The 24,569-nt window shown below is 65.7% G+C and carries 21 protein-coding genes; 7 read left to right on the top strand and 14 right to left on the bottom strand.

Annotation, left to right across the window (positions count from 1 at the left end; all coding sequences use genetic code 11):
• Positions 1 to 35: 35 nt before the first annotated feature.
• The gene (locus FZF13_RS02970) at positions 36 to 1,424 is read left to right on the top strand and encodes a pyridoxal-phosphate dependent enzyme (RefSeq protein WP_036254931.1); all 1,389 of its coding nucleotides are present in this window, start codon (positions 36 to 38) and stop codon (positions 1,422 to 1,424) included.
• Positions 1,421 to 2,590: a trans-sulfuration enzyme family protein gene (locus FZF13_RS02975; RefSeq protein WP_024926104.1), complete on the top strand. Its 1,170-nt coding sequence runs from the start codon at positions 1,421 to 1,423 to the stop codon at positions 2,588 to 2,590. The genes FZF13_RS02970 and FZF13_RS02975 overlap by 4 nt, the downstream gene beginning before the upstream one ends.
• Before the next feature lie 131 nt (positions 2,591 to 2,721).
• Here FZF13_RS02975 and FZF13_RS02980 read toward each other — a convergent pair whose 3' ends face one another.
• The 7 genes from FZF13_RS02980 to FZF13_RS03010 form a co-directional block, all read right to left on the bottom strand.
• On the bottom strand, positions 2,722 to 2,943 hold the full coding sequence (locus FZF13_RS02980; protein ID WP_307419008.1) for an endonuclease domain-containing protein: 222 nt from the start codon (positions 2,941 to 2,943) through the stop codon (positions 2,722 to 2,724).
• Positions 2,944 to 3,208: 265 nt separating this feature from the next.
• Positions 3,209 to 4,288, bottom strand: a complete 1,080-nt coding sequence (locus FZF13_RS02985; RefSeq protein ID WP_024927224.1) for an amino acid ABC transporter permease — start codon at positions 4,286 to 4,288, stop codon at positions 3,209 to 3,211.
• Complete coding sequence (locus tag FZF13_RS02990) at positions 4,285 to 5,475, bottom strand: amino acid ABC transporter permease (protein WP_024927225.1); 1,191 nt, start codon at positions 5,473 to 5,475, stop codon at positions 4,285 to 4,287. Before FZF13_RS02990 ends, FZF13_RS02985 begins: the two co-directional genes overlap by 4 nt.
• A gap of 13 nt (positions 5,476 to 5,488) precedes the next feature.
• A complete protein-coding gene (locus FZF13_RS02995) occupies positions 5,489 to 6,523 on the bottom strand; it encodes an amino acid ABC transporter substrate-binding protein (protein ID WP_024927226.1) in 1,035 nt (344 codons plus the stop codon).
• Positions 6,524 to 7,026: 503 nt separating this feature from the next.
• The gene (locus tag FZF13_RS03000; protein WP_024926401.1) at positions 7,027 to 8,052 is read right to left on the bottom strand and encodes an isopenicillin N synthase family dioxygenase; all 1,026 of its coding nucleotides are present in this window, start codon (positions 8,050 to 8,052) and stop codon (positions 7,027 to 7,029) included.
• Between the two features lie 69 nt (positions 8,053 to 8,121).
• Positions 8,122 to 9,447, bottom strand: coding sequence for an O-acetylhomoserine aminocarboxypropyltransferase/cysteine synthase family protein (locus FZF13_RS03005; protein ID WP_024926402.1), 1,326 nt, complete (start codon positions 9,445 to 9,447; stop codon positions 8,122 to 8,124).
• A gap of 58 nt (positions 9,448 to 9,505) precedes the next feature.
• On the bottom strand, positions 9,506 to 10,546 hold the full coding sequence (locus tag FZF13_RS03010) for an isopenicillin N synthase family dioxygenase (protein ID WP_024926403.1): 1,041 nt from the start codon (positions 10,544 to 10,546) through the stop codon (positions 9,506 to 9,508).
• Between the two features lie 287 nt (positions 10,547 to 10,833).
• On the opposite strand from FZF13_RS03010, the gene FZF13_RS03015 reads away from it, so the two are divergent.
• Both FZF13_RS03015 and FZF13_RS03020 read left to right on the top strand, forming a co-directional pair.
• Complete coding sequence (locus FZF13_RS03015) at positions 10,834 to 11,361, top strand: DedA family protein (RefSeq protein WP_024926404.1); 528 nt, start codon at positions 10,834 to 10,836, stop codon at positions 11,359 to 11,361.
• A 136-nt stretch (positions 11,362 to 11,497) separates the two neighbouring features.
• A complete protein-coding gene (locus FZF13_RS03020; protein WP_024926405.1) occupies positions 11,498 to 12,370 on the top strand; it encodes an undecaprenyl-diphosphate phosphatase in 873 nt (290 codons plus the stop codon).
• A 43-nt stretch (positions 12,371 to 12,413) separates the two neighbouring features.
• On the opposite strand, the gene FZF13_RS03025 is transcribed toward FZF13_RS03020, so the two are convergent.
• The 5 genes from FZF13_RS03025 to FZF13_RS03045 all read right to left on the bottom strand — a co-directional run bounded on the left by FZF13_RS03025 (position 12,414) and on the right by FZF13_RS03045 (position 19,056).
• The gene (locus FZF13_RS03025; RefSeq protein WP_024926406.1) at positions 12,414 to 13,724 is read right to left on the bottom strand and encodes an ABC transporter ATP-binding protein; all 1,311 of its coding nucleotides are present in this window, start codon (positions 13,722 to 13,724) and stop codon (positions 12,414 to 12,416) included.
• Positions 13,725 to 13,743: 19 nt separating this feature from the next.
• Positions 13,744 to 15,495: an ABC transporter permease gene (locus FZF13_RS03030; RefSeq protein ID WP_024926407.1), complete on the bottom strand. Its 1,752-nt coding sequence runs from the start codon at positions 15,493 to 15,495 to the stop codon at positions 13,744 to 13,746.
• 465 nt (positions 15,496 to 15,960) lie between these two features.
• Positions 15,961 to 16,836, bottom strand: coding sequence for a carbohydrate ABC transporter permease (locus FZF13_RS03035; RefSeq protein ID WP_024926408.1), 876 nt, complete (start codon positions 16,834 to 16,836; stop codon positions 15,961 to 15,963).
• Complete coding sequence (locus FZF13_RS03040) at positions 16,833 to 17,723, bottom strand: carbohydrate ABC transporter permease (protein WP_024926409.1); 891 nt, start codon at positions 17,721 to 17,723, stop codon at positions 16,833 to 16,835. The genes FZF13_RS03035 and FZF13_RS03040 overlap by 4 nt, the downstream gene beginning before the upstream one ends.
• A 40-nt stretch (positions 17,724 to 17,763) precedes the next feature.
• Positions 17,764 to 19,056, bottom strand: coding sequence for an ABC transporter substrate-binding protein (locus tag FZF13_RS03045; RefSeq protein WP_024926410.1), 1,293 nt, complete (start codon positions 19,054 to 19,056; stop codon positions 17,764 to 17,766).
• 380 nt (positions 19,057 to 19,436) lie between these two features.
• On the opposite strand from FZF13_RS03045, the gene FZF13_RS03050 reads away from it, so the two are divergent.
• From FZF13_RS03050 to FZF13_RS03060, 3 genes are read left to right on the top strand one after another with little or no spacing between them, the layout of a single operon-like run.
• A complete protein-coding gene (locus FZF13_RS03050) occupies positions 19,437 to 20,312 on the top strand; it encodes an ROK family protein (RefSeq protein ID WP_024926411.1) in 876 nt (291 codons plus the stop codon).
• Positions 20,309 to 21,079, top strand: a complete 771-nt coding sequence (locus FZF13_RS03055; RefSeq protein WP_024926412.1) for a GntR family transcriptional regulator — start codon at positions 20,309 to 20,311, stop codon at positions 21,077 to 21,079. The genes FZF13_RS03050 and FZF13_RS03055 overlap by 4 nt, the downstream gene beginning before the upstream one ends.
• A 19-nt stretch (positions 21,080 to 21,098) precedes the next feature.
• On the top strand, positions 21,099 to 21,890 hold the full coding sequence (locus FZF13_RS03060; protein ID WP_024926413.1) for a sugar isomerase domain-containing protein: 792 nt from the start codon (positions 21,099 to 21,101) through the stop codon (positions 21,888 to 21,890).
• Between the two features lie 242 nt (positions 21,891 to 22,132).
• Here FZF13_RS03060 and FZF13_RS03065 read toward each other — a convergent pair whose 3' ends face one another.
• Together FZF13_RS03065 and FZF13_RS03070 are read right to left on the bottom strand one after the other, a co-directional pair.
• A complete protein-coding gene (locus FZF13_RS03065; protein ID WP_024926414.1) occupies positions 22,133 to 23,290 on the bottom strand; it encodes a M20 aminoacylase family protein in 1,158 nt (385 codons plus the stop codon).
• Positions 23,287 to 24,498, bottom strand: coding sequence for a diaminopropionate ammonia-lyase (locus tag FZF13_RS03070; protein ID WP_024926415.1), 1,212 nt, complete (start codon positions 24,496 to 24,498; stop codon positions 23,287 to 23,289). The genes FZF13_RS03065 and FZF13_RS03070 overlap by 4 nt, the downstream gene beginning before the upstream one ends.
• Positions 24,499 to 24,569: the final 71 nt, after the last annotated feature.

Consider the following 24,569-nt stretch of genomic DNA (forward strand, 5'->3'; position numbering starts at 1 on the left):
TGAACACGAAAGTGCAGGCAGAACCGGTCGAGGCGATGAAGCGGCTGCAGCCGCCGGTCGCCTCGGTGTTGGACCTGATCGGCGAGACGCCGGTGGTGGAACTGAAGAAGTTCGACACCGGCAAGTGCCGCCTCTTCATCAAGCTGGAGAGCCAGAACCCCGGCGGCTCGATCAAGGACCGCATCGCCCGCTCGATGATCGACCAGGCAGAGCGCGACGGACGGCTGAAACCCGGCGGCGTCATTATCGAGGCCACCGCCGGCAACACCGGGCTGGGGCTGGCGCAGGTCGGCATTCCGCGCGGCTACCGCATCATCCTGATCGTGCCCGACAAGATGTCGCGCGAGAAGGTGCAGCATCTCAGGGCACTCGGCGCCGAGGTGCGGCTGACCCGCTCCGACGTCGGCAAGGGCCATCCCGAATATTACCAGGACATGGCCGAAAAGCTGGCCGCCGAGATTCCCGGCGCCTTCTATGCCAACCAGTTCTCCAACCCGGCCAACCCGCTGGCGCATGAGATCACCACCGGCCCGGAAATCTGGCGCCAGCTGGATGGCGATGTCGATGCGGTGGTGGTGGGTGTCGGCTCCGGCGGCACGCTGACCGGCCTCGGCCGCTTCTTCGCCGGGGTCTCGCCCAAGACCGAAATGGTGCTGGCCGACCCGGTCGGCTCGGTGCTGGCGCCGCTGGTCAAGACCGGCGAGATGATCGAGGCCGGCAGCTGGACGGTGGAAGGCATCGGCGAGGATTTCGTGCCGCCGAACTGCGATCTTTCGCTGGTGAAGAAGGCCTATTCGATTTCCGACCGGCATTCGATGCTGGCGGTGCGCGACCTCTTGTCCAAGGAAGGCATCCTGGCCGGCTCGTCTTCCGGCACGCTGTTGTCGGCGGCGCTGCGCTATTGCCGCGAGCAGAAGACCGCCAAACGCGTCGTCACCTTCGTGTGCGACAGCGGCAACAAATATCTGTCCAAGGTGTTCGACGATTTCTGGCTGGCCGAACAGGGCCTGGCCGAACGCGAGCAGCATGGCGACCTCTCCGACCTTGTCGCCCGCTCGCACCGCGAGGGCGGCACGGTGTTCGTCGGGCCGGATGACACGCTTTTGACCGCCTATGGCCGCATGCGGCGCGGCGACGTCTCGCAATTGCCGGTGCTGGACGAAGGCCGGCTGGTCGGCATCATCGACGAAAGCGACATACTCACCCAGGTCGACGGCCCCTATGACGGCCGCTGGCAACGTTTCGACCAGCCGGTGCACAGCGCGATGAGCGCCGAACTGCACACGCTGCAGGCCAGCCAGACGCTGGATGCGCTGTTGCCCGTCTTCGACCGCAACGAGGTGGCCATCGTCTTCGACAATGACGAATTCGTCGGCCTCATCACCCGCATCGATCTCATCAACCATCTGAGGCGCAACCGATGACCATACAGGGCCGCAACCGGCTTGCCTTTTCCACCCGCACCATCCATGGCGGGCAGAGCCACGACCCGACGACCGGCGCCGTCATGGTGCCGATCTACGCCACCTCGACCTATGCGCAGCAGTCGCCCGGCGTGCACAAGGGTTTCGAATATGCCCGCAGCCAGAACCCGACCCGCTTCGCCTTCGAGCGCGCGGTGGCGGATCTGGAAAGCGGCACGGCGGCATTCGCCTATGCGTCGGGGCTGGCGGCGATCGCCAACATCTTCGAACTGCTGGACTCCGGCGCCCATATCGTGGCCACCGACGACATTTATGGCGGCACGTTCCGCCTGTTGGAGCGGGTGCGCAAGCGCTCGGCCGGGCTGAAGGTGAGCTTCGTCGATTTCACCGACCTGGCCGCCGTGGAAGCGGCGATCCGGCCGGAGACGAAGATGCTGTGGGTGGAGACGCCGACCAACCCGCTGCTGCGCGTGGTCGACCTTGCCGCCGTCGCCGCTCTCGCCCGCAGGAAGGGGCTGATCGCGGTGGCCGACAACACTTTCTGCAGCCCCTATATCCAGCGGCCGCTGGAGCTCGGCATCGATCTCGTCGTGCATTCGGTGACCAAATATCTCAACGGCCATTCCGATATGGTCGGCGGGGTCGTCGTGGTTGGCGAGAACACCGAACTGCGCGACCAGCTGAAATTCCTGCAGAACGCGGTGGGCGCCATTTCCGGGCCATTCGACAGCTTCCTGGCGCTGCGCGGCCTGAAGACGCTGGCGCTGCGCATGGAGCGGCATTCGGCCAACGGGCTGAAGATCGCGCGCTGGCTGGAGGCGCGCTCCGATGTGCGCCGCGTCATCTATCCCGGCCTCGAAAGCCACCCGCAGCACGCAATCGCCAAGGCGCAGATGAGCGCCTTCGGCGGCATGATCACGGTGGAACTCGACCGCGACCTCGCCGGCACCAAGCGCTTTTTGGAACACACGCGGCTGTTCGCGCTGGCCGAGAGCCTGGGCGGGGTGGAGAGCCTGATCGAGCACCCGGCGCTGATGACACATGGCTCGATCCCGGCCGAGAAGCGCGCCGAAATCGGCATCTCGGATTCGCTGGTCCGGCTTTCGGCCGGCATCGAGGACGCGGATGATTTGATTGCCGATCTGACGCAGGCGCTAGGGGTGTAACGAGCCCGGAGACGGGTGAGCGAACGCGCCTCTATCTCCCCCTCGTGGGGGAGAAAGCGATTTCAGCGTCTTAGCGAGCACGCCCGCAGGGTGGCGCAACTAAGTGCTAGAAATCGCAAGAAAGGGGATGTTCAGCCGCGACCGTCGGCAGCCAGCAAGATCGCCTCGCAGACCGCGTCGAGGTTCCTCTCCACCTCCTCGTTCCAGAAACGTAGGATGCGGAATCCTCGCATCTCGAAATGCCGATCGCGAGCGACATCACCTTGTGAATCTGCATGCTGACTGCCATCGACCTCGATGATCAGCCTGGCCTCGAAACAGGCGAAGTCGAGAATATAGCCGTCGAGCGGCACCTGTCGCTTGAACTTCAAGCCGTTGAGTTGGCGGTTGCGCAAAGCCTGCAAAGCATGGTCGCGTCGGCGCGCATAGAGCGGGCAAAGCCGCGATGTGACGGTCTGACTGGCTGGCGCATTGCCGACAAATCCCCTCTCTTGCGATTTCTAGCACTTAGACTGTGCCGCCCTGCGGGCGTGCTCGCTAAGATGCTGAAATCGCTTTCTCCCCCGCAAGGGGGGAGATAGAGGCGTCGGCACTCATCACTTCAAGGGTCGGTGAAATTCAATTCCGCACCGCCCCCAGCCGCCGCTCCAGCCAGCGGCTGTAGCGGGAGCCGCCGAAGCAGAAGACGAAATAGATGACCGCGACGACGAGATAGGCTTCGTCGTAGAAGCCGAGCCATTTCGGGTCGGTGGTCGAGGCGCGCGCCGCGTTGAGCAGGTCGAGGATGCCGATGACGGCGAGCAGCGAGGTGGCGAGCAGGAAGCCGATGGCGAGGTTGACCAGCCCGGGGATGACCTTGCGCAGCGCCTGCGGCAGCACGATGAGCTGCATGGTGCGCCAGTAGCCGAGGCCGAGCGCCTTGGCCGCCTCCTCCTGGCCATGCGGGATGGCCTGCAGGCCGGCGCGCACCACCTCGGCGACATAGGCCGACCAGAACAGGCTGATCATGACGATGGCGCGCAGCGTCTTGTCGAGGAACTGGCCGCCGGGGATGGCCATCGGCAGGATCAGCATCGCCACATAGAGGATGGCGACCATCGGCGTGCCGCGCATCAGCTCGATGAACAGCACGGAGAGCGTGCGCAGGCCGCCCATCTTCGAGCGCCGCGCCAAAGCGAGCAGCACGGCGAGCGGGACGGACAGGCCAAAACACACCGCCCAGACCAGCAGCGTCACCGGCAGGCCGCCCCACTGGTTCGAGGCGACCGGAGAGCCGGTCAGCGCGCCGGACAGCAGCGCCCAGGCGAGACCGACGCCGAGCGGCCAGGCGATGAGCAATTCGCGCCGCCAGAACCTCGGCTGCGCGGTGACCGCAAGCAGGCCGAGCAGAAGGAGCAACGCCGCCAGCGGCCGCCATTGCAGATCCTGCGGGTAGAAAGCGAAGAGGATGAAACGCATTTTGGCGGTGACGAAGGCCCAGCAGGCACCGGAAGCGGCGGCGCAATCCTGCGCGGTGCCGGTCCAGATGGCGTCGAGCACCAGCCATCTGAGCAGCGGCGGCACGATCCAGGCAAGGAAGGCGAGCGTCAGCAGCGTCAGCGCCGTGTTGAGCTTGGTGCCGAACAGGCCGTTCCACAGAGGCTTGAGATCGACCGGGCGGCGCATCAGCGGCAAGGAAGCGATATCGACCAGGCTCATCGCAGCACTCCGCCGCGCAGGGCGACCTTGCGGTTGTAGATGTTCATGAGGGCCGACACCGACAGGTTCAGGACGAGATAGACGCCGATGAGGATGGCGAGCGCCTCGAAGGACTGGCCGGTGGTGTTGGCGGTGGTGTTGATGATGGAGACGAGGTCGGGATAGCCGATGGCGACCGCGAGGGAAGAATCCTTGGTGAGGTCGAGATAGGACGAGGTGATCATCGGCGTGATGACGCGCAGCGCCTGCGGCAGCACGACAAGCCGCATGATCTGGCCCGGATGCAGGCCGAGCGCGCGGGCCGCCTCCCATTGGCCCGACGGCACCGACTGGATGCCGGCGCGCACGATCTCGGCGATGGCGGCCGAGAACTTGACGGTGAGGCCGACGAGAAGTGCAGCGAATTCCGGCGTCAGGCTGTGGCCGCCACGAATGTTGAAACCGGCGAGAACCGGCAGGTCGAAGCTTATCGCAGCACCGGTGGCCGGCAAAGCGAGACCGGCGGCGACCAGGAGAACCAGCGTTGCAAGCAGGGCGCGGCTCAGGCCGAGGCGACGCTGTCGGCGCGCCGTGTAGAGAAAGAGGCCGTAGGACAGGCCGATGGCGGCCAAAAGCAGCAGGGTCGCGGCGGAAAAACCGTCGACGGCGAGGGCCGGCACGAAGACGCCGCGGTTGGAGAGGAACAGCGCGCCGAAGGCCGACAATGCCTGCCGGGGCGGCGGAAACGCCTTGGCCAGCGCGATCCAGAAGAACAGCTGCAAGAGCAGCGGCGTGTTGCGGATGAGCTCGATGTATCCACGCATCAGCCCGGCCAGAAGCAGGTTGCCGGACAGGCCGGCGACGCCCAGCGCCACGCCGAGGATGGTGGCGAAGACGCAGCCGAGCAGCGCGACCTTCAGCGTGTTCAAGAGGCCGGCGAGGATCGCTTGGACATAGGGATCGCCGGCCTTGAAGGCGATCATCGTCTCGCCGATCTCGAAATTGGCGGAGCGGCCGAGAAAGTCGAAGCCAGGGGTGACGCCGATGCGCCGCATCGTCTCGGCGATGTTGGCGCCGAGCAGCCAGAAAAGCGCGACGACAGCCGCGACGATGGCGAGCTGCAGCCACGGCCGGTCGCCCCACCAGCCGACCAGCCGCCGCAAGGGGCCGGGCCGCCCAGGGCCCGGCACGGTTTCGATCACCGCCATGACGGAGGACGGCTCAGCGGAACGGCGGCGAATAAAGCAGGCCGCCTTGCGTCCACAGATTGTTGTAGCCGCGCTCCCAGCCGAGCGGCTTCAGGTTGCGGTCGAAGATCTCGCCGTAATTGCCCACCGTCTTGATGATGGTGTAGGCCCATTTCGGGTCGAGGCCGGTGGCCTGGGCGAGCGAGGGATCGACGCCGAGGAAACGCTGCACGGCCGGGTCGGGCGACTTCAGGAATTCGTCGACATTCTTGGAGGTGATGCCCCATTCCTCGGCCTGGATGGTCACGTTGACGGTCCAGTTGACCAGTTCCAGCCAGCGGTCGTCGCCACCGGCGACGGCGGGCGCCAGCGGCTCCTTGGACAGGCGCTCGGGCAGGATGACGAAATCGTCCGGCTTCTTCAGCTGGGTGCGCTTGCCGACGAGGTCGGAACTGTCCTGGGTGATGGCGTCGACGCGGCCCGATTCCAGCGCGTTGATGAACTCGCCGGTCTCCTCGATCGTCACCGGCGTGAACTTCTTGCCGGTCTTGCGGAAGAAATCGGCGATGTTGAGCTCGCCGGTGGTGCCACTCTGCACGCCGATGGTGGCGCCGTCGAGTTCGGCGGCCTTGGTCACGCCGAGGTCCTTACGCACCAGGATGCCCTGGCCGTCATAAAACACCGTCGGTCCGAAATGGAAGCCTAGCTGCAGCGCGCGGGCGATCGTCACCGTCACGCCGGAAAGCAGGATGTCGAACTCGCCGGCCTGCAAGGCCGGCAGGCGCTGCTGCGGCGAGGAATTGGTGAACTCGACCTTGTCGGGCGTGCCGAACACGGTGATGGAGAGCGCCTTGCCGTAATCGACGAAGAAGCCCTTCCACTTGCCGGCGTCGTCGGGCGCGAAGAAGCCGGGCGTGGTGCCGACGCCGACCTTGATGGCGCCGCGCTGCTTGATCTTGTCCAGCGTCGGGCCGGCCTCGGCCACGGTGGCGAACGCACCGGTGGCGACGATCAGCGAGGCCGCGACCGCGCGTCGCCAAAGGCTGCCTGGTTGCGATAGAAATGTCATCTCGATAACTCCTGGTTCCCAATCGGGCCGATCCGAAACGATCGCGCTCAGCCCCTTTCGCCGACCCAGGCAGACGGTAACTCTATAAGATTTGTAGACTAAGGAACGGCAATCCAAATTTGCCGTCGTTCGGGAAGCGCTTTGCCGCGAAGGGCCGGGTTTGGAGGTTGAAGGAGCGGAGGGGGTGCGCACCTTCCCTTCTCCCCTTGCGGGAGAAGGAGAAGCCGCGCGGTGGAACCCCGTCATTCCGGGCAAGCGAGCGCCGACCCGGAACCTATTGAGCAGCGCAGCCGGGTCCTCATTTCGCGTGAGCATCGATGAAGCGGGCGGCTTGAGTAGCCCGAACGTGTCAAGATGAGGACCGGGCCGTGCTCGACGCGCCATGACCATTGGGTTCCGGGTCGGCGCTCGCTTTGCTCGCTTGCCCGGAATGACGGGCGTTGGGCGCGAAAAAGAAAGCCGGGCGAACGCCCGGCCGAGAGCAGAGGAACCCTACGGAAAGCTCAGGCCGCGACCGGGGCGAAGCCGCTTTCGATGAGGTCGGAATAATGCCGTTTGGCAACGTCGGGATGCGAGCGCAGCCGGCTTTTCAGGACATTGGTGCCGACATCGCGAAACAGCGGATTTTCGGGATCGCTGGCCGGGCCGCGCGCTTCCGTCGAAAGATGCGGCGGCAGGTCGAGCAGCGGGATGGTGGCATCCAGCCTGGCGCCGAAGAAGAACGGCACCGACAGGCGCTCGACCCCGGCCGGCGGCGTGACCACGCGATGCACGGTGGCGCGCAGATAGCCGTTGGAGGCGAGTTCGAGCAGTTCGCCGATATTGACGACCAGCGTTCCGGGAATGGGATCGACCGGCACCCAGCGCTCGTCATATTCGACCTGCAGACCCTCATGCTGGTCCTGCAATAGCAGGGTCAAGAAGCCGCCATCCTTGTGGGCGCCGACGCCCTGGTCGCCGCCGGTGAGATCGCGGCCGGGATAACGCACGATCTTCATGCGGTGATTAGGCTCGCCGACATGGATGGCGTCGAAGGCGTCTTCCGGCTGTTCAAGCGACAGCGCGAAGGCTCTCAAAAGGCGGATCGCCACCGCGGTCACCTGCGCCTGCCACGACAACAGCGCGGGTTTGAGATCAGGATAAAGCGCCGGCCACTGGTTCGGTCCCTGCAGGCGCGCCCAGGGGGCGAGGCCCGGCCGCTGCGCGATCGCCGGGCGCTCGACGCCGATGTCGAGCTGTTCGCGCCAGTCGGCCCTGCCCCGCGTCAACTCACCGCCGGTGCGGGTGTAGCCACGGAACTGCGGCGAGTTGACCATGGCGATCTTGAGCTTCTCGTCCTCCGGCAATTCGAAGAAGCGTCTGGCGGCGGCCAGAACGCCATCGATCTCGGTGACGGCGATGCCGTGCCCGGCCAGATAGAAAAAGCCGACATCGCGGGCTGCCGAGCGCAGATCGGCCAGGAAGGTGCGCCGCTCGGAAGCACCCTGCTCCAGACGGCTGAGGTCGAGGACGGGTACAATTCTGGTCATGTTCGGGTTCCTCCGATCTGTCCATGCTGTCGTTGCGCCCCCGCCCCCGGATGCACAAAGCCGCTGTGGTCAGGCAGCCTTGAGCTTCTCCTCGCCCACCGCGCCGTCGAGCGCCTGTTCGAGGTCGCGGATGATATCGTCGGGATGCTCGATGCCGACCGACAGCCGCACGTAGCCGGGGGTGACGCCTGAGGCGAGCTGATCTTCCGCCGACAGCTGCGAATGCGTCGTGGTGGACGGGTGGATGGCCAGCGAGCGCGCGTCGCCGATATTGGCGACATGGTAGAACAGCTTCAGCCCGTTGATGAAGCCGCGGCCTGCCTCGCGCCCGTCCTTCAGCTCGAAACCGACCAGCGCGCCATAGCTGCCCGGCTGGAAATAGGCCTCGGCCCGGCGCTTGTCTTCGCCCAGCTGGTACCGCGGGAAGATCACCGATTTCACCTTGGGGTGACCGCGCAGGAATTCGGCCACCTTCAGCGCGTTCTCGTTGTGCTGGCGGATGCGCAGCGGCAGCGTCTCCAGGCCTTGCAGGAGCTGGAAGGCGTTGAACGGGCTGATGGCGGCGCCGACGTCGCGCAGGAGCACGGTGCGGATGCGCAGCACATAGGCGACGGGGCCGAGCGGTTTGGCCGCCTCCACCCAGACCTTGCCGTGATAGCTGGGGTCCGGCTCGTTCAGCGTCGGGAAACGCGCGGTGTGCTCTTCCCAGGGGAAATTGCCGCCATCGATGATGACGCCGCCGATCGAGGTGCCGTGGCCCCCGATATATTTGGTGGCCGAATAGATGACGACGGCCGCGCCATGGTCGAACGGGCGAATGATCAAGGGCGCCGCCGTGTTGTCGACGATCAGCGGCACGCCGAGCGAGCGGCCGATATCGGCCACCTCCCTGATCGGGAAGACCTGCAGCTTCGGATTGGGCAGCGATTCCGCGTAATAGGCGCGCGTGCGCTCGTCCGTCGCCCGGCGGAAATTCTCCGGATCGGCGGGATCGACGAAGCGGACCTCGACGCCGAAATGCTTGAGCGTGGCGGCGAACAGCGCCCAGGTGCCGCCATAGAGGCCGGTGGAGGAGACGATGTTGTCGCCGGCACCGGCAAGGTTCAGCACCGAATAGGCCGAAGCCGCCTGCCCCGACGACAAGAGCAAAGCCGCCGCGCCGCCTTCGAGCGCGGCGATGCGCTGCTCGAAGGCGTCCTGGGTGGGATTGGAAACGCGGGTGTAGATGTGGCCGACCTCGTCCAGCGAAAACAGCCGGTCGGCATGGCCGGTATCCTGAAACTGGTAGGAGGTGGTCTGATAGATCGGCACGGCGACGGCGCCGGTGGACGGGTCGGCGCGCCAGCCGCCGCCATGCAAAGCGAGCGTTTCGGCGGAGAGGTTTTCCAGCGTCATAGCGTTTGCTCCTTCGGTCGATCTCGATGGTTAGGCATGGGAGGGTCGGCGTTTCGGTTCAGGCGACGGGCACGGCCTCGGCGCGCGCCTGCGCGACCAACAGGTCGGCATGGTGGCGGGCGGCGACATCGGGATGCGAGCGCAGGCGGCTCTTCAGCGCGTTCTGGCCGGAATTGCGGAAAAGCGGGTTGTGCGGATCGCGGGTGACGCCGCCGGCCTGTGCCTTGAGATGCGGCGCGAGATCAAGCAACGGCACTTCGGCGTCGAAAGGCGCGCCGAGGAAAAACGCCACCGACAGCCGGTCGGTGCCGGCCGGCGGGGTGACGACGCGGTGCACGGTCGCCTTCAGATAGCCGTCGGTGGCCAGTTCCAGCAATTCGCCGATGTTGACGACGAAGGTGCCGGGCCTGGGTTCGGCCTCGATCCAGCGGCCGTCCTCGGTCTCCACCTCCAGGCCCTTCTGCTTTTCCTGCAGCAACAGCGTGAGGAAACCGCTGTCCTTGTGGGCGCCGACGCCCTGCTCGCTGCCAGTGGCGTCGCGGCCGGGATAGCGGATGATCTTGATGAGCTGGTTGGGCGTGCCGGCATAGATGGTTTCGAAGATGTCGCGGTCCTGCTCCAGCGCCACCGCGAAGGCTTTCAGAAGGCGCGTCGACAATTTGGTCAGCTCGGACTGCCATTCGAGCAGGATCGGCTTCAGCTCCGGCAAGGCGTCGGGCCACAGATTGGGGCCCTGCAGGCGGGTCCAGGCCGGCTGGCCGCCGTCGACGGGAAGTGCCGCCGCCTCCGAGCCGATGTCGATCTGCTCGCGCCAGTCGCGCTGGCCCTTGGTCAGTTCCTGGCCGACGCGGTTGTAGCCGCGGAAATGCGGCGAGTTGACCATCTCGATCTTCAATTTGTCGGCCTCGGGCAGCGAAAAGAAGCGGCGCGACGCCGACAGCACGTCGTCGATGAGGCTTTGCGCGATGCCATGCCCGGTGAGGTAGAAGAAGCCGACGTCGCGGGCGGCCGGCTTGAGCGCGTCCAGAAAGGTTTTCGGATCGGTCTCGAACAAGGAAAAGTCGAGAACGGGAATGGATTGGATGGTGGTCTTGCTCATGGATAGGCCCTTCTGGCTGACATCATCAGCCTCGCAGCGGCCAGGGCGAAAACAAAGGAATGAGCGACCTTTCGAACCAAGCTTCAAGAAAATCCCGCGACGGCGGGCGGGCCGATGGTGTGAATTTTTGCTAATGCCACTAATTTTGTAGACATTGGCGGAGGTCGGTCCTGCTCCCGCTACAGCTTGTCGCCAGCGACGTTCCGGAAACCATTCACCGGCCGGATTTCCGCCGTCGCCCGCCGAAACCGGTTTCGCAAGGCGACGCCATCGGCTAGGTGCAAGGCATGGATCTTCAAGCACTCACCCAGACCGCCGTCGAGTTCATCAGGGCCCATCAGGGCTGGGGCTTCTTCGTCGTCATGCTGCTCGCCTTCGGCGAATCGCTGGCGTTCATTTCGCTGCTGGTGCCGGCCACCGTCATCCTGCTCGGCGTCGGCTTCCTCGTCGGCGAAAGCGGCATCTCGTTCTGGCCGCTCTGGGCGGCGGCGGCGATCGGCGCCTTCTTCGGCGACTGGCTGTCGTTCTGGATCGGCCTGAAGCTGAAGGGCGACGTGGTGCGCTACTGGCCGCTGTCGCGCAATCCTGACCTGCTGCAGCGCGGCCACCGCTTCTTCGAGCGCTGGGGCACGCTCGGCGTCTTCGTCGGCCGCTTTTCCGGGCCGCTGCGCGCCTCCATGCCGCTGGTGGCCGGCATTTGCGACATGTCGCCGATGGCCTTCCAGCTTGCCAACGTGACCTCGGCGATGATCTGGGCGGCCGGCATACTGGCGCCCGGCGCCTTCGGCCTCAAATGGCTGCAAGGCTGGATCTGACCTTTCCACAGCCACGATCACGGAAAGTTCAACAGACCGTGACTTAATCCGGCCAGCCTGCTTCGCGAGAGAAGCTAGAACTGAGGCGCCCGGGGCCTGCGTTGTGCGGTTTCGGCGGTGTGGAGAGGGACCACTAATGGCGAATGCTTGTTCGGAAGGCGTCGACATCGGCTTTGCGACGCTGGGTTACGCGAAGGTCGCGGTGCTCGGCGTGGTGCAGGGCATAACCGAGTTGCTGCCGATCTCGTCGACCGCGCATATGCGCATCGTGCCGGCGCTGCTCGGCTGGCAGGATCCGGGCTCGGCCTTTTCCGCCGCCATGCAGCTGGCAGCACTGGCCGCGGTGATCAGCTATTTCTGGCGCGACGTCACCGGGCTGGTCGGCGGCACGGTGACCGCGGTGCGCACCGGCAACTATTCCAGCCCGACCTGGCGGCTGGCGGTCGGCATCGTGCTGGCGACCATCCCCATCGTCGTTGTCGGCCTCGCGCTGTCGCCGCTGCTCAATCGTTGCGATTCGCCGCTGCGCGGCATCGTGGTGATCGGCGTGTCGATGGTGGCGCTGGCGGTGCTGCTGGGTCTCGCCGAACGCATCGCCAAGCACCGCCGCAGCGTCGAGGACATGCGGCTGCGCGACGCGCTGATCGTTGGCGTGGCCCAGGCCGGCGCACTCATCCCCGGCATCTCGCGCTCCGGCTCGACGCTGACGGCCGCACTGTTCCGCGACCTGAAGCGCGAGGAAGCGGCGCGCTTCTCCTTCCTGATCGGCATTCCGGCGATCGCGCTGGCCGGGCTGCACGAGATCTGGGTGCTGCACAAGGCGCACATCCCTTCGGAAGCCTGGCACGTGCTGATCTTCGGCCTGATCATCGCCAGCCTGTCGGCCTTCGCGGCGATCTGGGGCCTGATGCGGTTCCTGGAGCGGTTCTCGACCTGGCCGTTCGTGTTCTATCGCGCGGCGATCGGCATCCTGCTTCTCGCCGGCGCCGCTGCTGGCTGGCTGGCCTAAGCCAGAATACAGCGCGGCGCTCCAGCGCCGCGCATCCTGCTTGTTACTGCGGGTTCTCCAGGCTGAACAGCTCGGTCTGTTCGTCATAGGCGAACAGCTCGGCGTAACGCGCCCAGGACACCACCGTCTTCAAGGTTTCGTCGGCATAGTCCTCGGTCATGTAGTCTTCCAGCTCGTTGCGGAAGCGGGCGGCGGGCGCGGCGTGCGAGGGACGCTCGTCGAGCACACGGCGGATCAACCCGAAGATCGGCACATAGGCCGAGATGTGTTCGGCAAAGAGCTTCTTGCGTTCGTCGGTTTCCATATGGGCGAAGCGCTTGCCTGCCTCGGTCAGCACGATGTCGCCTTCGCTCAGTTGCGCGAAGCGCAAGAGCTGCAGCGTTTCACCGAGGTGGAAGATCTCGTCGGCCTCCATCTGCAACGCGCCCGCCAGCACCGGCAGGTCGGCCCGCCCGTCATAGGGCGCGCCGGCCAGCGCCTCGATCAGGCCGGCCAGGATGTTGGTGGAGACGTGGTTGAGCACCAGGCCGATGCCGGTGCCGGGAATGCCTTCCATGGCCGGCGTACGGGTTTCGGCGCGCTGCGTCATCAGCGCGTAGATGCTGTCGACCAATTGGCGGAACACCGGGTCGAGACGGTTGCGCGGATGCGGCAGGTCGACCTTCAGTTCGCGGGCGACGCGGCCGGGATTGGAGGAGAAGACGAGGATGCGATCGCACATCAGCACCGCCTCCTCGATGTTGTGGGTGACCATCAGCACCGATTTGATCGGCAGGCGGCCTTCCACCCACAGATCGATCATGTCGGTGCGCAGCGTTTCGGCGGTCAGCACGTCGAGCGCCGAGAACGGCTCGTCCATCAACAGAAGGTCGGGGTGGACGACCAGCGCACGGGCAAAGCCGACGCGCTGGCGCATGCCGCCGGAGAGCTCCTTCGGGAAGGCGCTTTCGAAACCGTCGAGGCCGATCAAGTCGATGGCGGCCAAGGCGCGCGAGCGGCGTTCGGCGCGGTCGACGCCCTGGGCCTCGAGGCCGAGTTCCACATTCTGCAGCACGGTGAGCCAGGGAAACAGCGCGAAGGACTGGAACACCAAAGCGATGCCGGTCGGCGGGCCGTCGATCTCGGCGCCGCGGCATTGCGCGACGCCCGAGGACGGCTCGACGAGGCCGGCGATGATGCGCAGCAGCGTCGACTTGCCGGAACCGGAACGACCGAGCAGGCCGACCAGTTCACCCTCGCGGATGGTCAGGTCGACATTTTCGAGCACCGTCACGTCCTTGCCGCTGCCCTTCGGGAAGGAACGCGACACCTGGCGGATGTCGATGAGCGGCTTCTTTGCGGTGAGATCAAGCATGGCGACGATCTCCTTTGGATCAGGCCAGACGCAGCCGGCGCTCGCCGAACGCATAGAGCGGGCGCCAGACCAGACGGTTGAACAGGGTAACAAAAACGCACATGACGATGATGCCGAGCACGACGCGCGGGAAATCGCCGCTACTGGTGGCCTGGGCGATGTAGGCGCCGAGGCCGCGCGCCGTGAGCTGCTCCGAGCCCCAGCTCGCCACTTCCGCAACGATGCTGGCATTCCACGAACCGCCCGAGGCGGTGATGGCACCGGTGACATAATAGGGGAAGATGCCGGGCAGGATGACTTTCACCCACCAGCGCCAGCCTTCGATATGGAAGGAGCGCGCCGCCTCCTTCAGGTCGCTCGGGAAGGCCGAGGCGCCGGCGATGACATTGAACAGAATGTACCACTGGGTGCCCAGGATCATCAGCGGGGAGAGCCAGATATTCGGGCTGAGGTCGTAGTGCACGATGAGCACGACGAAGATCGGGAAAGCGATGTTGGCCGGGAAGGCAGCGAGGAACTGCACCAGCGGCTGCACCTTTTCGGCAAGCTTCGGCCGCAGGCCGATCCAGACGCCGACCGGAACCCAGATCAGCGTTGCCAGCGTCATCAGCACGATGACGCGCAACAGCGTGATGAAGGCGTCGCCGACGACGACGGGCACGTCCGACCAGCCGATGCCGGTGCGCAGATAGGAGATCGAGACATAGGCGGCGTAGGCGGCGCCGGCGGCGATCAGGCCGATCCACAGCCGGTCGACGAGGCGCGAGCGGGCGGCATCGCTGCCGCCGAGGCCGCCGAGATCGAAGGACGGCAGCGACGGCAAGGAAGGAAGACGCAGGTTCCACACCGTGCGCATCGCCCAGGCGAAGGGTGCGGACAGGACGCGCACGAGGCGGGCCCGGCGCAGAAGGTCGAGCATCCAGGATTCCGGCGCCTCGGCGGAAGCCGTGGTCTCGAAACGGAACTTGTCGGCCCAGGCAACCAACGGCCGGAACAGGAACTGGTCGTAGAGGATGATGACCACCAGCATGGCGATGACCGCATAGGCGATGGCGGCGATGTTCTGCTGCTGGATGGCGAGCGCCACATAGGAGCCGATGCCCGGCAGCGTGACCGTGGTGTTGCCCACCGTGATCGCCTCGGAAGCAACGACGAAGAACCAGCCGCCCGACATCGACATCATGGCGTTCCACACCAGGCCCGGCATGGCGAAAGGCACGTCGAGCCGCCAGAAGCGCTGCCAGCCGCTGAGATGGAAGCTGCGCGTCGCCTCCTCGAGGTCGCCCGGCACATTGCGCATCGACTGGTACATGGAGAAGGTCATGTTCCAGGCCTGGCTGGTGAAGATGGCGAAGACCGAGGCCAGTTCGGCGCCCAGCACGCTGCCGGGGAACAGGTTGAGGAAGAAGGTGACGGTGAAGGTCAGGAAGCCAAGGATCGGCACCGACTGGAGGATATCGAGAATGGGGATCAGCACCATCTCGGCGCGCCGGCTCTTGGCCGCCGCCGCCGCGTAGATGAAGGTGAAGATCAGCGACAGCACGATGGCGAGCAGCATGCGCAGCGTGGTGCGCAAGGCGTAGACCGGCAGATTGGCCGGATCGAGCGACAGCGGCGTGGTATCCAGCGTCGACAGCGGTGCCGTGGTGACTTCCGCGCCATAGGCGATCAGCACGATGACGCCGACCACCAACAAAAGCGCCATCAAATCCCAGACACTCGGCAGGACCGAGCGCCGGATGGCCAGCGGAGCGTGTTTCTGGACTGCCATGCGGGTGCCCCCGGCGCGAAGGGGTAAAGGACGAAGTCGGTTAAAACGCTTCGTCTCACCGTCGAAGCATTACAGCAAGCCATATTTTCAAGCGTGTGTCGCCATTGTGACAGCGCGATCCGGAGTGCGTCGGCGGATCGATCACAAGATCGTGAACAGTGGCGCTATGCCCTTCTTTGCTTTGCGTGTCCCGGCTTCGACCGGTTTTGTCGTCGCCCATGTTCCGGCATGGATTCCCGACACTCTCCGCTCCCTTCGGTCGCTCACGAGGTCGGGAATGACGGAGTTCCACACGGACCGCCGCCCGGCCCTCGGCATAGCCTCGGGCGTTCGAAGCTCGAAAAGCCAAGCAGTTGGCTTTTCGTCCGCTACGCGGACTGCCGCCCCGGCCCTCCGCATAGCCTCGGGCGTTCGAAGCTCGAAAAGCCAAGCAGTTGGCTTTTCGTCCGCTACGCGGACCGCTTCTCACCCCTTGACCGCCGAACTCACGATGGAATCGACGAAGAAACGTTGCAGGAAGACGAACAGGATGAGCGGCGGCAGAACGGCGAGCGTGGCGCCGGCCATGACCAGGCCGGTGTTCATTGCGCCGCGATTGTAGCTCAACAGCCGGCTAAGGCTGATGACGATCGGGTAGCTGTCAGCATTGCCCTGCAGCACGGTGAGCGGCCACAGATAGCTGTTCCAGTGATAGACGAAGGCAAACAGTGCCAGCGCCGCGATGGCCGGCGCCACGGTTGGCGCCACGATCTTGAACAGGATGAGCAGTTCGGAGGCGCCGTCCATGCGGGCGGCGTCGATCAACTCGTCGGGCACGCCGGCGATGAACTGCCGCATCAGGAAGATGCCGAAGGCGTTGGCGAGATTGGGCACGATGATGCCGGCGAGGCTGGCGCCGAGGCCGATGGAGCCGACCATGCGGTAGAGCGGAATGAGCGTGACGATGGGCGGCAGGAACATGGTGGCGATCAGCACCGAGAACAGAAGCGAGCGGCCCGGAAAACTGTATTTGGCGAAGGCGTAGCCGGCCATCAGGCTGGTGATGAGGATGCCGGCCGTGGTGATGGTGGCGATGACCAGCGAATTCCACATCGAGCGCCCGACATTGACCACGCCGGCGACCTTTTCATAAGCCTCGAGGCTCGGCGTGCGCGGCAGCCAAACCGGCGGCACCTGCATGCTCTCGGCGACAGTCTTCAGGCTGGACAGCACCATCCACACCAGCGGGAAGGCGGAGGCGACGGCGACGACAAGCATCATCGTGACCACCAGCGCCTTGCGCCCCGACGGATGGCGGCGCGGCAGCGCGCTGGACGACCCAGCCTGGACGGCGGCGCTCATTCGTCGTCCTTCCGGTTCATGAAGGCAAACAGCGCGCACACCACGACGATGAGGGTGAGCATCAGCATCACCGCCATGGCCGAACCCAGCCCGCCCTGGGCGCGTTCGATGCCGACGCGGCGGATGTGGTAGGTGAGCACATTGGTGGAGCCGACCGGGCCGCCCTGGGTGATGAGCGCCACCGGCTCGAACACCTGGACGGCGTTGATGATGGCGATGACGGCGCTGAACAGAAGCGTGCGCCGCAACAGCGGCAAGGTGATGAAGCGGAACTGCTCGGCGCGGCTGGCGCCGTCGAGCGTCGCGGCCTCGTAGAGGCTGCCGGGGATCTGGGTCAGGCCGGCGATGGCCAGCACCGTGAAATAGCCGACCTGCTGCCAGACATTGAGAAGGACGATCGAGACCAGCGCCGAGCGCGGCGAAGACAGCCAGGGCTGCGGGCCGATGCCGATGAAGCCGAGCATCTGGTTGAACGGCCCCTCGCTCGGCGAATAGAGCTTTGACCAGACCAGCGCCACCGCGATCATCGGCACCATGTAGGTGGAGAAGAGAACGGTCCTGAGCAGCGTGCCACCACCAACGTCGCGTTGATGGACAAGCAGGCCGAACAGGACCGACAGAGGCAGGATGATGGCGACCGACAGGGCGGTGTAGATCGCCGTATTGACCAGAGCGCCCTTGAAATCGCGGCCGACCGAGGTCGACCCGAAAATGTCCTGGAAATTGGCGAGGCCGATGAAACGCGCTGCGGAAAACGGTGTCTGCGTCGACCAGTCCTGGAACGACAGCCAGACGGTGAGCAGCATCGGCACGAGGATGAAGGCGCCGATCAGCGTCACGGCGGGCGCCAGCATGATGCCCGCCGAAGCGCGATAGCCCTTGCTCATCGACCGACTTCCGAAACCCGCCGTCCGCTTGCGGCTGCCATCACTTGGCGGCGCGATCGAGGATCGAGACCGCGTCGGCCTGCGCCTTCGCCTCGGCGTCCTTGGCAGAAATCTGCCCGTATTGCAGCGCTTCCAGCGTCTGTTGCAGCGATTCCGAGAATTCCTGCCCGCCGGCCACCACCGGGAACGGCTTGGCGTCGGCCAGCACGCCGACATAGCCAGCCAGGAACTCGGTGCCGAGTTTTGCCTTGTGCGCCTCGATGTCGGAGCTGCGCGACGGCAGGATGCCCATCGACATCAGGATGTCGGACATGGCGGAGGCACCGTTCTTGCCGGATTTCGGGCTGTTCAGCCAGGCCAGGAAATCCCACGCCGCCTTCTGCTCGGCGGCACCGGCCTTGGCGTTGACCACCGTCATCCACGAATAGGAGATCGAATGCGGCTTGTCGCCGCTCGGGCCGACCGGAATGGGGGCGGTGGCGATGTTGGAGAACTTGGCGCCCATGCCGGTCTTCAGCGCGCTTTCCCACCAGTTGGCCATGATGATCATGCCTGTTTTGCCGGAGACGAAATTGTCGAGGAACGGGCCGGTGGTGTTGGCGTCGGCGGTTGCCATAGACGGATCGCTGGAGCCGTCCTTGATCAGGCTCTCATAGAGCCCGAACGTTTCGCCCGCCTGCTTGCTGTCGAGCGCCGGCTTGCCGCCGGCGACGAGTTCGCCGCCATTGGAAACCAGCAGCGAGGCGAAGGGATGCACGACGCCCGCCGCCCAGGAATTGATCATGCCGAAACCCTGTTGGCCGGCATCCTTGTTGGTGAGTTTCTTCGCCGCCGCGCGGAACTCGTCCCAGGTCTTCGGCGCGGCGGCGATGCCGGCCTGCTTGAACAGGTCCTTGTTGTAGTTCAGCGCATAGACGTCGATCTCGTTGGGAATGCCGTAGGGCGCGCCGCCGACCGAAGCGGCGCTGACGACGCCCGCGGGCCAGGCGCTCTTGACCTCGGCCGCCACCGCGTCCGGCGCCGGCGCCACCAATTTGTCGCGCACCAGTTCCGGCAGCCACAGATCATAGATGCCGCCGATGGTCGGGCCCTCGGCGCTGCCGCCCTGCGAGCGTAGCGTGGTCAACAGGTCGCCGAACGGCACGGCGCGAACGGTTACGGACACATCGGGATTGGTCTTGGCGTAGTCCTTCGCCGCGCTTTCCAGAAGCGCCACCGTCTCCGGCGACCAATGCGTCAGATAGGAGATGTTCACCGCCGCGGCCGAAGCCCAGCCGGGCACAAAAGCGAGGCCCGCGGCCAACGCCAATTTCGAAGTCCAAGCCAACGACATTCACTCCCTCCCATCGTCTGCTAAACCGGCGCGACGTTATGACAAGTTATAACGACGTTGCAAGCGCAATCTTTTCGAGGCGGGGCGAACTGCGCTTTTTCGCATCCCTGCAGAAGCAGCCATTTCTAGATTTATGTATATAAATCAATTAAATAATATCATGTTGAAGAGATGGAAGAGCGCGAACGGCACAAAACAGGCCATCGAAAGGTCTTGCGGTTCGCGACATGTCGTTATAATCACTTGTCCATGCGAGCGGCCATAGGAAACACGGCCGCTTGCCCGAGAGGATGAATGATTTCCACCGCGCGACACCCATGCAGACCGGGCCTTGACCGAGGCGACGGCGACTGCACGACTTGTTTGAGCGACCGCCATCCATGACGCGCACGCTGGCCATCGACCTCGGCGGCACCAATCTGCGCGCCGCCCTGCATGAGGGCGACGTGCGGGCGCTGCGCATGCTGACGCGCGAGGCGGCGCCAGTGACGCTCGATGGTTTCCTCGCCCGGCTCCGCGCGCTGGCCGACGAAGCCGGCGACATCGCCGCGATCGGCTTCGCGGTGCCGGGACTGGTCGACGGCACCACTTGCCGCTGGATTCCCAACCTGCCCTATCTCGACAGTGTCGATCTGCAAGCCAGCTTTCCCGGCCTGACCGTGGCCGTCGGCAACGACGCGCAGATCGCCATGCTGGCGGAAGCGGTGGAAGGCGGCGCAAAGACCCTGACCGACGCGCTGCTGCTTGCCATCGGCACCGGCATCGGCTCGGCGGTGCTGGCCGGCGGCCGCATCGTTGCCGGCGCGCAAGGTGGGGCCTGTTCCTTCGGCTGGGCCTGCGCCGACCTCGACGATGCCGGCGAGGACCGCAGCGGCTGGCTGGAACGCGCCGCGTCGGGCCGGGCGCTGGACGCCATAGCACAGGGCCTCGGGCTAACCGACGGCGCGGCACTGATCGCAGCGGCCAGGGCCGGCGATGCCGGGGCCATTTCGGGGCTCGAAGCGCCGATGCGCAGCCTCGGCACCGCGCTGGCGGGCGCCGTCGCCCTGCTCGATCCGCAGGCGATCCTGATTTCCGGCGGCATTGCCGACGCGCTGGACACGATCCGGCAGCCGCTTCTAGACGCGCTGCGCCGCCAATTGCCGCCGCATCTGCGCGGCATCGACATCAGGCCCGGCGCCTTCGGTTCGCTAGCCGGGCTGGTCGGCGCCGCACTTGCCGGCACGACTGGCCCTCTGTGGAGGCAGATACGATGAGCGAAACCAGTTTTCAGCAACCCGACCGCCGCCGCCCGGAACCGCTGTGGTTCCAGGTGGAAGAAGCGATCCGCGCCATCGTGAAAAGCGGCGAATGGGCGACGGGCGACCAGATCCCGGCCGAGGACCGGCTGTGCGCGCTGTTCGGGGTGAGCCGCATCACGCTGCGCCACGCGCTGCGCAATCTGGAGGAAAGCGGCCTGCTGCGGCGCGAGCACGGCCGCGGCACCTTCGTGCGCTCGACCACGCTGGTGGCCGGCACGCGCGAACTGACCAGCTTCACCCAGGAAATGGGCCATATGGGCGTGGTTGCCGGCTCGCGGCTGCTCGACTGCAGCCTGAGCAAGGCGGACGCCATTGCAGCGGCAGCGCTCGAGATCGAGGAAGGCGACCCGGTGGTGCGCATCCGCCGCCTGAGGCTCGGCAATGACGAGCCGATCGGCATCCAGACGGCCTTGCTTGCCGGCGCGCGCGTGCCGGGTTTCCTCGATTCCGGGCTGCTGCAAGGCTCGCTCTACGAAGCGCTGGAGAAGCGCTACGGCATCGTGCCGGTGGAGGCGCGCGAGAATTATCGCGTCGGCACCGTGGCCGCGGCCGACGCCGAACTGCTCGGCCTTGCCGCCGGCATGCCGGCCTTCGTCGTCGAACGCATCACCACCGACGAGCGCGGCCCCTTCGAATTCACCGTCTCGGTGATGCGCGGCGATCGCTACGAGATCCGCTCGACGCTGCGCGCCGGCCGCGTTGCCGCCAACAATCGAAACTGACACCAGCAGGAGTATCCAAGTGTCCGATTTCTACATCCCCCGCCTCGCCGCCCTCATCGAACAGGCATCGAAAGTAAATAGCGAAGCCTTCGAGCAGGCGGCGAGCCGCTTCGCGGATTCGCTGCAGAATGGCGGGCTCGTGCATCTCTACGGCTCGGGCCATTCCGTGCTGCCCTGCCAGGAGATGTTCCCGCGCTATGGCACCTATGTCGGCTTCAACCCGCTGACCGACCCGCGCGTGATGTGGCACAATGTGCTGGGCGCCGGCGGCGTGCGCGAGCTTTTGTGGCTGGAGCGCACCGAGAACTACGCCGAGAAATTCCTCGACCACCAGCCGCTGAACAAGGGCGATTCCATTATCATCTTCGGCCATAGCGGCCGCAATGCTTCCGGCATCGACACCGCGCTCTATGCCAAGAAGCGCGGCATCTTCGTGGTGGCGGTGACCTCGAAGAACAATCTCGACAAGCCGGCCACGCACTCCTCCGGCAAGCGGCTGGCCGACGCCGCCGACCTGGTGATCGACACCTGCTCGCCGATCGAGGACGCGATCGTGCCGGTGGAGGGCTGGAGCCGCCCGGTTTCGGGCTCATCGACGGTGCTGGCCATGATCCTGGCGCATGAGCTGATCGCCCGCACCGCCGACCAGCTGTCGAAGCGCGGCGTCGAGCTGCCGGTGTTCGCCTCGCCGACCATCGCCGGGGTGACGCTACACGACACCGACGTCATCTACGGCGTCTATCGCGAGCGCATGCTGGAAGCGCAGAAGAAGCACCTGCCGACCTTCCAGGCGACGATGCGGGGCGAGTGACACCGCGCTTACCTTCTCCCCTTGCGGGGTGAGAACCCGGTTCACCGCAGGTGAATTGAAAGGTCCGGTGGACCTTTCAAAGGGTTCGAACGCCCGAGGCTATGCCGAGGGCTTGGACAAAGCTGCGCCCCTGCCCCTCTCAGGGCTCGGGGCGTTCGAAACTCGAAAAGCCAAGCAATTGGCTTTTCGTCCGCTACGCGGACCGTTTCTCACCCCACAAGGGGAGAAGGGAACGAGCCTCGCTACCTTTCCGCCAAACGCCGCCTGACGATAGCGACGTGGAAGCCGGCGCCGTGAAGCAAACCGGCGTCGTTGAAATCATAGGTCGGGTTGTGCAGCGGCGCGGATTTTTCGCCATTGCCGAGGAATACAAAACAGCCCGGAACATGATCGAGAAAACGCGCGAAATCCTCGGAGCCGGTCATCGGCTCGTTCGCGGTGGCGATCGCGTCCGGCCGGTAGATGGTCGCGGCGGCTGCGAACGCCTCCTCGACCAGCGCCGCGTCGTTGACCAGCGGCACGAATTCGCGCGTGTAGGTGACCTCGGCGCCGACATTGTAGGCCTGTGCGGTGCCTTCGGCGATGACGCGCATCTGGCGCTCGATCTCGGCCGAGACTTCCGGGCGGAAGCTGCGGGCATCGCCCAGGATGCGGGCGATGCCCGGCAACGCGTTGCGGGTGCCGTCGGTGATCAGTTCCGTTACCGAAACGACGCCGATGTCGGTTGGGCTCAGGCGACGGGCGACAATGGTCTGCAGGTTCATGACCAGCGCGCAGGCGGCGACCAACACCTCATTGCCCCAGTGCGGCCGGGCGGCATGGCCGCCGACGCCCTTCAGCACGATCTCGAAATTATCCTCGGCCGACATGAAGGCGCCGGCGCGGGTTTCGAAATGGCCGACGGGCAGGCCGGGCATATTGTGCAGCCCGTAGATCTCGTCGAACGGAAAGCGCTGCATCAGGCCATCGTCGAGCATGGCGAGCGCGCCCCTGCCCCATTCCTCGGCCGGCTGGAAGACGAAACGCACGGTGCCGTCGAAACCACCCTCTTCAGCCAACCGCCTAGCGGCGCCGAGCAGCATGGCGGTGTGGCCGTCATGGCCGCAGGCATGCATGGTGCCGGCGATCCGGGAGCGGTAGTCGGCCGTGCCCTGCTCGGCGATGCGCAAGGCATCCATGTCGGCGCGCAGGGCGATGGCACGGTTGCTGGTGCCGCGCTTTAACGTGCCGACGACGCCGGTGCCGCCGACGCCCTCGGTGACATCGTCGAGCCCGAATTCGCGCAGCCTGGCGGCGACGAAGGCGGCGGTGCGCTTCTCCTCGAAGCCAAATTCGGGATGGGCGTGCAGGTCGCGCCGCCACGCCGTCATGTCGCGTTCCAGGGCGGTCAGGTCGGTCATGCGGGCGTAACCTCCATGGTGCGGCGGGCGACCTCGGCCGGGCTGATACCCACCAGCTTTTCGTAGAGGCCGGGATCGGTGGCGCCCTCGGTGTTGATCAGGAGGATGCGGGAGGATGCGCCCAGCCCGAGCGCACGCTTGTGGGCCGGGTCGGCGAGCGCGCGGACCAGGCCGGCGAGGCCGACGCAGCCGCTTTCGCCGGAGACGATCGCCGGATCGGCGCCCAACGGCCCCGCCAGCCGGTTCATGGCGGCGACGGCATCTTCTTCCTCGACCGCCATGAAGGCATCGGCGGCGCGCGCCAGCACCCGCCAGGCGATCATGGACGGCTCGTAGCATTCGAGCATCGCCATCACGGTCGGCTCGTCATGCGCCACCTTGGCCAGGCGGCCTGCGCGCGCCGTGGCCAGAAGACAGGCGGCGCGGGATGGCTCGACGACGATGAAGGTGGGACGGTCGACGCCCAGAGTGAGTGCGAAATGTGCGGCAAGTGCCGCGGCGATACCGCCGACGCCGGCCTGCACGAAGACATGGGTGGGCGGCCGGTCGAGCTGGCGCAAGGCCTCGTGCGCGATCGCCGTGTAGCCCTGCATGACGAGGCCGGGAATACGCTCGTAGGTCGGCCACGACGTGTCCGAAACGATCGTCCAGCCCTCGCGTTCGGCAACGCGCGCGGCTTCCGCGACGGACTCGTCATAGCTGCCTTCGAAACGGACCATTTCGGCACCGAAACGAGCTATGGCGGCGACACGTTCGTCGCTGACGCCGCCATGGACGAAGATGACGGATTTTGCGCCGACCAGCTGGGCGCCCTGCGCGACAGAGCGGCCATGGTTGCCGTCGGTGGCGCAGGCGAAGGTCATCCTGGAAGCAACAGCACGCACGCTCGGGCGGGAAAGATCGGCGAAGCCGACCTCGCAATCGAGGTGCCGCGCGGCTTCTTCCAGCACAAGCCGCATCACCGCATAGGAGCCGCCGAGCGCCTTGAAGGAGCCGAGGCCGAGGCGCTGGCCCTCGTCCTTGACGTGGATGGTGCCGACGCCCAGCGCCTTCGCCAGCGACGGCAGCGCCGGCATCGGCGTCGCGGCGGCATTGTCGCGAAAGGCCAGGAAACGCTCGACCTGTGCGACGCCGGCGGGGCCGAGGCAATCGGCATCGGCCGGCATTAGCGGTGCATTGTGGTCGGGATGGGTGTTCAGCAGAAACATGGCACCTCCGGCAGGTTGGCTGAAACCGTATTGCATCAACGGCGCAAATTGCGCTGTATTCCGGCGGTTAG

Source organism: Mesorhizobium terrae (assembly GCF_008727715.1).
GTDB lineage: Bacteria > Pseudomonadota > Alphaproteobacteria > Rhizobiales > Rhizobiaceae > Mesorhizobium > Mesorhizobium terrae.

Bases quoted from the DNA above. Each gene is read 5' to 3' on its own strand.
- FZF13_RS03035 (WP_024926408.1), bottom strand. From the start codon at position 16,836: ATGAGCGCCGCCGTCCAGGCTGGGTCGTCCAGCGCGCTGCCGCGCCGC.
- FZF13_RS02985 (WP_024927224.1), bottom strand. From the start codon at position 4,288: ATGAGCCTGGTCGATATCGCTTCCTTGCCGCTGATGCGCCGCCCGGTC.
- FZF13_RS03065 (WP_024926414.1), bottom strand. From the start codon at position 23,290: ATGACCGACCTGACCGCCCTGGAACGCGACATGACGGCGTGGCGGCGC.
- FZF13_RS03040 (WP_024926409.1), bottom strand. From the start codon at position 17,723: ATGAGCAAGGGCTATCGCGCTTCGGCGGGCATCATGCTGGCGCCCGCC.
- FZF13_RS03070 (WP_024926415.1), bottom strand. From the start codon at position 24,498: ATGTTTCTGCTGAACACCCATCCCGACCACAATGCACCGCTAATGCCG.
- FZF13_RS03050 (WP_024926411.1), top strand. From the start codon at position 19,437: ATGACGCGCACGCTGGCCATCGACCTCGGCGGCACCAATCTGCGCGCC.
- FZF13_RS03020 (WP_024926405.1), top strand. From the start codon at position 11,498: ATGGCGAATGCTTGTTCGGAAGGCGTCGACATCGGCTTTGCGACGCTG.
- FZF13_RS03025 (WP_024926406.1), bottom strand. From the start codon at position 13,724: ATGCTTGATCTCACCGCAAAGAAGCCGCTCATCGACATCCGCCAGGTG.
- FZF13_RS03010 (WP_024926403.1), bottom strand. From the start codon at position 10,546: ATGAGCAAGACCACCATCCAATCCATTCCCGTTCTCGACTTTTCCTTG.
- FZF13_RS02995 (WP_024927226.1), bottom strand. From the start codon at position 6,523: ATGACATTTCTATCGCAACCAGGCAGCCTTTGGCGACGCGCGGTCGCG.
- FZF13_RS02990 (WP_024927225.1), bottom strand. From the start codon at position 5,475: ATGGCGGTGATCGAAACCGTGCCGGGCCCTGGGCGGCCCGGCCCCTTG.
- FZF13_RS03030 (WP_024926407.1), bottom strand. From the start codon at position 15,495: ATGGCAGTCCAGAAACACGCTCCGCTGGCCATCCGGCGCTCGGTCCTG.
- FZF13_RS03015 (WP_024926404.1), top strand. From the start codon at position 10,834: ATGGATCTTCAAGCACTCACCCAGACCGCCGTCGAGTTCATCAGGGCC.
- FZF13_RS03000 (WP_024926401.1), bottom strand. From the start codon at position 8,052: ATGACCAGAATTGTACCCGTCCTCGACCTCAGCCGTCTGGAGCAGGGT.
- FZF13_RS03045 (WP_024926410.1), bottom strand. From the start codon at position 19,056: ATGTCGTTGGCTTGGACTTCGAAATTGGCGTTGGCCGCGGGCCTCGCT.
- FZF13_RS03055 (WP_024926412.1), top strand. From the start codon at position 20,309: ATGAGCGAAACCAGTTTTCAGCAACCCGACCGCCGCCGCCCGGAACCG.
- FZF13_RS02970 (WP_036254931.1), top strand. From the start codon at position 36: ATGAAGCGGCTGCAGCCGCCGGTCGCCTCGGTGTTGGACCTGATCGGC.
- FZF13_RS02975 (WP_024926104.1), top strand. From the start codon at position 1,421: ATGACCATACAGGGCCGCAACCGGCTTGCCTTTTCCACCCGCACCATC.
- FZF13_RS03005 (WP_024926402.1), bottom strand. From the start codon at position 9,447: ATGACGCTGGAAAACCTCTCCGCCGAAACGCTCGCTTTGCATGGCGGC.